This window comes from Acetatifactor aquisgranensis (assembly GCF_943193215.1).
Classification (GTDB): domain Bacteria; phylum Bacillota; class Clostridia; order Lachnospirales; family Lachnospiraceae; genus Acetatifactor; species Acetatifactor aquisgranensis.
The window spans coordinates 1-7077 of the sequence record NZ_CALPDH010000073.1 but is presented as its reverse complement, the minus strand read 5'-3'; the positions used below and the strand labels follow the sequence as shown (position 1 = coordinate 7077).

Genomic DNA, 7077 nt, shown 5'->3' with positions numbered 1-7077 from the left:
GTCAATGGATGTCCTCAATTCTTACCAACCCTTTCCCCGGCGTAAAGTTCAATCTTCCCGTCACTCTTGGGGCCGTATGTCCGATAGACGGCCAATGTCCTGCCGTCCACCATGATTTCCGTCTGCCCCTCATATTCAAATCCCCAAACCTCAACCATCATGGATGCCTTGAAACTCTTCTGTCCTGCTGCCGTAAATTCATCACGGCCTACCGGGTGTATGGTCCCATAGGCTTCCTTTTCCAGGTATTCCTTTTGGTTCTTCTTAACCAACAGCTTCACTATTGCTTCGATTGTAGCCACCGCCCTTTATTTTCGTGCAAATCATGTTATAGGATTCCATCAGCTCCTTGTGGTTGGCCGGGTGCCCAAAGTTGGCATCCGTATAGAGTAAAGCGGCTTCCACAATCAACGGGTCCTTTATGTCCTCCGGGTCTAAGTATGACGGATGCACCCCTATCCGCTTTAGGTCTGCAAGGGCAACCTCTACCAGTTGCCCCACGTCCCCGTCCAGGGCATCCTTTGACATTTTGCGAATCCTCAATTTTGCCCTGGAAATCAGTTCTTCCTTTGTCATGCCCTGCCGCCTTTCCTGCCGCCTACTTTGCCGCCGGGTTCTTTACACGGATGAATCCATTCTTGGCAACCACGTTTCCGCCCATGAACACGTCCGCCCGGTAGGCAATCTGGCCCTGCTTGAATTTATAATGCTCGGATTTCCTTGCATCAATATCACTGAAAATAGCCACCTCATAATTGGACAACGGCCCGTATGCCATGGCATATGTCCCGGCGGTGCCGCCAACCTCTCCGCAAGCGGAATTGATGATATAGGGCACTTCGTCAATAGTCCCCGTGTTGCCATGGTTCTTGATTGTGTATACCTTGCGGCCCTGCTTGTCACGCAACTTTGCGAACTTTTTAAGGTCCTTTTTGTTGAGGATAAGCACGGCAATGTCCTCCACATCTTCATCACCGCCGTAAGAATAAATGATTTCATCCAGGGTCCCGTCATCAATGGCCGTAATCGTGGCAATGTCCGTGGCCGGGTCAATCACCTGTTCTTTTTCCTCTGTGGGGTTGTAGAAGATGCCACGGAACTTTCCAGTGCCGCCCGGCCCCACTAAAATCTGTCTGGAAGCGTAACGCTTGATTGCACGGGTCACGCTGTCCTCCACCACGGCATCATAATCCGCATCCGGCAGCTTGACCATTTCTTCCGGCTCTTCGGCATAGGCCGTTATCTTCTCCCGTACAATCTCCGCATAGTTAAATTCCGGCTCGGAAGCGTTGTAGTCCGCTCCCTCCGTTGTGCTTCCTGCCCCGTCCCCATAGGAAACCACATAAGGCCGCTTGTAGCTTTCGCCGCCCGGAAGCGGAACGGTATGCACCCGGTCAATGAGGGAAGATACATTGTTGAACGTGGGGGAAATGTCCGGGCTGTCATGCTGCGGCATCACGATCCCGTTGGCGGTGGAAAGTGCGTTCCTGGGGCTTGCCAAAGCCTTTGCCTTATAGGTTACTTTCTTCCCGTCCTTTAACGCCCTGCCGCTCTTCGCCCTGGCCTGGTTCTTCGGCTCTCTGCTCCCCTCTCCGGCTCCCGGTTCCTCTGCCCCCTCTTCCGGGTCCGCCGTCCCTGCCGCCGTGGCCGCCGCCATCAGTTCTTCCCTTACCTTGATTTCATCCAGGATTTCACCAATCAGACGGGCTTCGTCCATGGCATCCGTCAATTCCTGGCCGGAAAGTGCCTGGGCTTTCTTCCCCAGGTCCGCCACACGGCTTTTAAGTTCCTTTTTGGAAAGTTTCATCAACTCTTCTCTTGTCATTGCTCTATTCTCCTTTCTTACTCCCTCACCTTGCCATGTACTCCATGGCAAGTGAAACAATCTCTTTCCGTCTTTCCTGCTCCCCGGTGTCCTGCTGCCCTGCCGCTCCCTCCGGCTCCAATATCTCCTTTGGCGCATTATGGCAATACAGTTTCGTGTAATCCTGCACCGCTGCGGCAATGGTGTTTTCCTCCCCCACCTTTACCCGGAAATATTCCGCCGCCTGGCTCCCGTTCAGCCACGTTTCCGCTTCCATCAGCCCTTTCACCGTTTCAATGTCCACGCCCTCCGCCAGGTGTTCGGCGTAAATGCTCCAAATGCCGCTTTCCACGGCATCCAGGGTTTCCGCCATCTTCCTAAGTTCCGTGGCGTTCCCCTCGCATCCTGCCCATGGCTTGTGAATCATCAGATAGGCGTTTGACGGTATGGTGGGCATATCGCTGTCCGCAAAGGCAATGACGGAAGCAATGGACCCGGCCAGTGCATCCACATGGACGGTTTTCTTTCCCTGGTATCTTTTCAGCATATTGTAAATGGCAATCCCGGCGAATACCGAACCGCCGCCGGAATTGATGTATATGTTTAAATCCTTTCCCCCTGCTTCCGCCAGGAAATTCTTTATCGCTTCCGGGTACTGGTCCTCTTCCTGCCAGGCTCCCCACCAGTCCGAAACAATGTCCCCGTAGAAATACAGGTCCACGGTGGTTTCCGTTTCGTTCTTGAACTCATAGAACCTTTCCACGGTTGCGTGTGCCCCGTCCCGGCACGCCATAAATCTTTTCTTTGTCCCCGGCATCCTCCTAACCCCCTTTCATGGCCGTAAAATAAGCACGGGCCGCCGCTTCCATTGCCCGGCGTTGTCTGTCCTGCTGCCCCGGCGGCGGTTCCCCATCTCCGCCCTGCTGCCCGTCCTGCCCCACCTGGTAAAGGCTCTGGTCCCCGGCTTTTACATAGTTCAGCGAAACCATACGCACGTCCCCGTCCTCCGTTGGCGGATAATACATAAGTGCCCGGTACTCGTTTATTGTCATGGCTCCACGGTCAAACATATTTCCGCCGATTGTGTCCCTGGTCTGCAATGTGGCATACTGCAAAAGGTTGGCGGTGAACTCTATCTTGTTTCCATACCCTATTTCCCTTGGCGTAAGAAGTTTAAATGTGAACTCATACCCCAACTGGATTGCTATAGGCTCAACCACGTTTTCATAAAATGAAATCCATTCCTGGTCTGAAAGGGTGGAAGTCAGCACCTTTTCATTCACGCCGTAATATCTGTACACGTTGTCACGCAAGAAAGTAATCTGTGCGGTGGGCAACGGCGTTGTCTTTGTGTTGATTTCATGGAACTCGTATGTGCTGTCCAGTGCCGCAACTCCCCCGGCGTTGGAAGCGTTCATGTATGATTCCTGAAACTCCCTGGCCTTTTCCTTTAGTTCCTTGTCATCCGCAAGGTTGCTATATTTCAGATAGCCGGAAAGGCTGTTTGAATGGTTCACAATGTTTTTAATCATTTCCCCGGACGTTTCCACAAGGTCCAGGCTCCGCTTTAACTCAATGTCCGGGGATGTCCCCAGGAACCGCTTTTTGTTGTACCTTGCCTTTATGTGGATGACGTTCTGGTAAGGCACCGTGTACGTTTCCCCGTCATAATCCCAACGGAAGCGGAATAGGACGTTGTGGCGGTCATCCTCGAAAATGCGGTAACTTTTCGTTGTAATTGGCTGTATGCTCGTTACCCTTGTAAAATCCTCATTGTAGAAAATCACGGAAAAGGAATTGGAAGTATAAACCAAATCGGATGCTATGCGGTAAAGGAAATCATAGGTTGACATTTCCGGGCATGGCCGCAATGTCAAAAGCCTTGCCAGGTAGTCATTTTTCACCGTCAGCCCTTTTTCATCCTTTCGGATTACCTGGGGCTGTAGCTTCCCCACGTTCTTTGCTATGGCATCCGCTATGGCCCCTACAATGTCATTGTCCCGTAAGGTTCCCGTTGGCACATATTCCCCACGGCTCAATAAAAGCGGTCTGTACTTCGCCCTAAAGGCTCCGAATACGTTTGCAATGATTCCCGTACTATTACCCCCTTTCCTCAAAAATAGGCCCATGGAACACGCCCATGGACCCATTGTAAATATTTTCGTGTTGAAATTCTGACCCACTTTAAAATCCTGCTGCCGGATGCCCCCTATGCGGCTTCGTTCAACAGCTTCTTTCCAATCTCGCTATGGTATTTTGAAACCATTGTCATTGCATCAAAGACAGAAACCGCCCCGTCTATCCTCAAACGCTTCTCAATCTTCACGGGCTTCATGCGGCTGTCATTCATGTTGATTTCCACGGCCACGTTCAAAAGGTGGGATGCCAAAAGGGTGTTGTCCCCCAGGTTATACTTTCCGTCCTTTAAATCCCCCTCGAATTGGTGTAGGATAGGCGTTAGGTTGGTCCCCTGGTAAACGTCATCCGTCTGGAACCCGGCCATTTTAAGTTCGTCTATCAGATACCCGGCCATGTATCGGTCATAGCCTATTTTCAGAGGGCGGATTTTATAAACCTTTACCAGTTCTATAAACCATTTGTAAACGTCCTTATAATCCACCTGGTTTTCCCCGGATATTTCCAGGAACCCCCGTTCCCGGTGCAAGTTGTATGGCACGTTATCTTCATTCACAGCCACTTCATACCGTTTCTTTGGCATATAGAACTTTGTTATGACGTTCCATTTCCCGTTCTTCCAGATAACGATTGATGCCGCCGTAAGGTCCGTTGTGCGTGAAAGGTCTATTCCGCCCACGCAATAACAGCCCCGGAACTGCTCCAAAGTAAGGTGTATGTCCTCGTTTACGGCTTTCATCACGTCCCAATAGTCAAGCCATGCCACACTGGAATTCTGCTTGATATTGCAATACTTTGTGAGGAACTCCACTTTCTTTGATAGGGATGCCCTGGCAATCTCTATCTGCTCAATGTAAAATTCCTCCGTCACGGAAACGCCCAGGTTGGGATTGCTCTTTTTCAGTTCTTCCAGGCTGTCCCACTTCTCTATATCGTCAATCATGTAAAGGAAAGGCAGAATCCGGCTTTCCTTGGAATTGCCCTTTAGGAATGACGTTGCACGCCGCATCAGTTCGTCATATACCCCGTCATTTATGTACCCTGCCGTTGATATGGACAATATAAGCGGCTGCTTCCTGGCCCCCAGGGCGGAAGTCATTACTTCGTACTGCTTCAACCCCTGGTCCCCCGGCCAGGCTTCCATTTCATCATTGACAACCATCTGCGGATTGAAACCGTCTGATTTTTTGGAATTAAAGGCAATCTTCTTGATGCTTGTGTTAAATTCCTTGATGTAAATGTCGCTCCGGCGTTTCTTCGTGATGCTTTCCAGTTCGTCATCCGCCTGGACAATCTGGTAAAACGCATCATACACAAGGTCCGCCTGGTCCAGTTTTGGGGCAAGGAAATAAACCTTTGCCCCATACTCCCCGTCTATATACGCCATGTATGCCGCTATGGCGGCGGCGAACAATGTTTTCCCGTTCTTACGGGCAACGACAATAAAAACCTCCCTAAACTGCCTGTACCCGGTCTTTTTGTCCAGGATTCCGAATATGGCACTTACAATGGCTTTCTGCCACAATTCTAATTTCAATAAATCGTTACGGCCCTCGGAATGGTGGCAAAAGTTTTCTATGAAAGTTATGGCCTTGTCGGCCTTTTCCCCGTCAAAATCCCACTTGCCACTTTTTAGGCCATCCACAAGGATTTTATAGATGGTCTTTATCCACTCGCCTACTGTCACGGTGCCGTTTTGTATGGCATCCCAATACTGGAAGATATAATTATTTCCCATTCCTCAACGCCGCCAATCTGCTTATGTTCTTTTTCTCCTTGGGCGGCAGATATTCAATAAGCGTGTGGATTATGGCCGTATACTGGCGTGAATATTTTTCGTATATCGTGGCGGACGGGTGGGCCTTTACAAACTTCTGGGCGGCGTTCACCGTTTCCGTTGTAAGCCCCTCTTTTTTCAGTTCTTCCTTTGCCTGGAAGCACGCCACTTTCAGAAACGCCGCTTCCTCTATCAGCGAATTTACCAGGTTTTTCTTGTCCTCATCATCTATCCCGTCAAACATTGGCTTTAAGAAATCTATCTCTTTCTTTATCCGGGCCGGTGTGATTTTGTTTACTCTTCTCTTTGGTTTCGTGTCGGATTTCTCTTTATTTTCATCCAGTTTTTCCGCCTTTTTTGGCGTGTCGGTTTTCTCCGACTTACTTAAAGAAGTTTTTTTCTTTTCCTCCATGTTCATCCCCCCTCATATGCGTGCGACCCTGCGGAGTTTTTTTTAGGTATCTCCCTCGGTTCTTCCGGCCCCTCCAAAATTCTGCCCACCGGGGGGCGTACCCTCTCATTTTCTCCTGGCGGCGGCAGCAGGTTCCCGTTTCCGTCAAATCGGTAACGTGCGGCGTGCTTCGCCTTATGCTCCTTGTTGTGGCAATCCTCACAAACCAATTCCAGATTGTCCAGGGCAAGCGTTACCCTGGCATCATGGATATTGCCAGGCGTTATATACTTCTTGTGGTGGACAATCACACCGGGAACGAAACGCCCGGCGGCTCTGCACCGCTCGCACAATCCGTTTGCACGCTTGATTGCTGTCTGCCTTGCTTTCTTCCAGGCATCCGACTGATAGAAACTCTTTGCATATTCTTTCAACTGCTGCCACCATCCTTTCTCTGTACATGATTAAGGGCCTACAGATATTCCCATCCATAAGCCCATGTTAATATAAATCATCCCCATATTCTGACCCGTTTACTGTATGCCCTGCTGCCGCCTGGCTACTTTGTGATTTCCTGGGTAAACTTTGTAATGTTCGGGACAAACTGAAATGTCCATGCTTCATCCCGGATAGATATAATGTTCCCATCCTCATTGATTGCCAGGACTTCAATAAACCTGGGCTTTACAATCGTGTCCCTATTACTGTAATCCATATCATCCGGCATCCGCACTTCCATTAGTGCTATGGCGTTTAATGCCATTCCCCCATGTATTACTTTGAATCTGCTTAAATCAATTCCCATCTTCCATTCCTTTCCCACCCGGCAACATATCCATTGCCTGGGCAATCCGTGTTATAAATTCCGTCCGATACTCATAGAACTGGCGGCGGCCACACAAGGCATCCGCTATGTATTCATAGGGCGTATTATATACAATGCTCTCATAAATCCTTTTCTGCATCTGC

9 protein-coding genes are annotated in these 7077 nt (G+C 49.9%); all 9 read right to left on the bottom strand.

From position 1 onward, the window contains the following. Window positions 1–14 precede the first annotated feature (14 nt). Window positions 15–281: a hypothetical protein gene (locus NFS35_RS28420; protein ID WP_251210317.1), complete on the bottom strand. Its 267-nt coding sequence runs from the start codon at window positions 279–281 to the stop codon at window positions 15–17. Next, window positions 265–576 (bottom strand): hypothetical protein, encoded by a 312-nt coding sequence (locus tag NFS35_RS28415; RefSeq protein ID WP_251210316.1) that lies wholly within the window; start codon window positions 574–576, stop codon window positions 265–267. The genes NFS35_RS28420 and NFS35_RS28415 overlap by 17 nt, the downstream gene beginning before the upstream one ends. Before the next feature lie 22 nt (window positions 577–598). Beyond that, on the bottom strand, window positions 599–1825 hold the full coding sequence (locus NFS35_RS28410) for a phage major capsid protein (protein WP_251210315.1): 1227 nt from the start codon (window positions 1823–1825) through the stop codon (window positions 599–601). 25 nt (window positions 1826–1850) lie between these two features. After that, a complete protein-coding gene (locus tag NFS35_RS28405) occupies window positions 1851–2621 on the bottom strand; it encodes a head maturation protease, ClpP-related (RefSeq protein ID WP_251210314.1) in 771 nt (256 codons plus the stop codon). Between the two features lie 4 nt (window positions 2622–2625). Beyond that, window positions 2626–3933 (bottom strand): phage portal protein, encoded by a 1308-nt coding sequence (locus NFS35_RS28400; RefSeq protein ID WP_251210313.1) that lies wholly within the window; start codon window positions 3931–3933, stop codon window positions 2626–2628. Between the two features lie 80 nt (window positions 3934–4013). After that, on the bottom strand, window positions 4014–5678 hold the full coding sequence (locus NFS35_RS28395) for a terminase large subunit (protein ID WP_251210312.1): 1665 nt from the start codon (window positions 5676–5678) through the stop codon (window positions 4014–4016). Then, window positions 5668–6129, bottom strand: a complete 462-nt coding sequence (locus NFS35_RS28390) for a hypothetical protein (RefSeq protein WP_251210311.1) — start codon at window positions 6127–6129, stop codon at window positions 5668–5670. The genes NFS35_RS28395 and NFS35_RS28390 overlap by 11 nt, the downstream gene beginning before the upstream one ends. Window positions 6130–6131: 2 nt before the next feature. Beyond that, entirely contained in the window at window positions 6132–6542 is a 411-nt protein-coding gene (locus NFS35_RS28385) for an HNH endonuclease (RefSeq protein WP_251210310.1), read from the bottom strand. Between the two features lie 125 nt (window positions 6543–6667). Continuing rightward, entirely contained in the window at window positions 6668–6913 is a 246-nt protein-coding gene (locus NFS35_RS28380) for a hypothetical protein (protein ID WP_251210309.1), read from the bottom strand. Window positions 6914–7077: the final 164 nt, after the last annotated feature.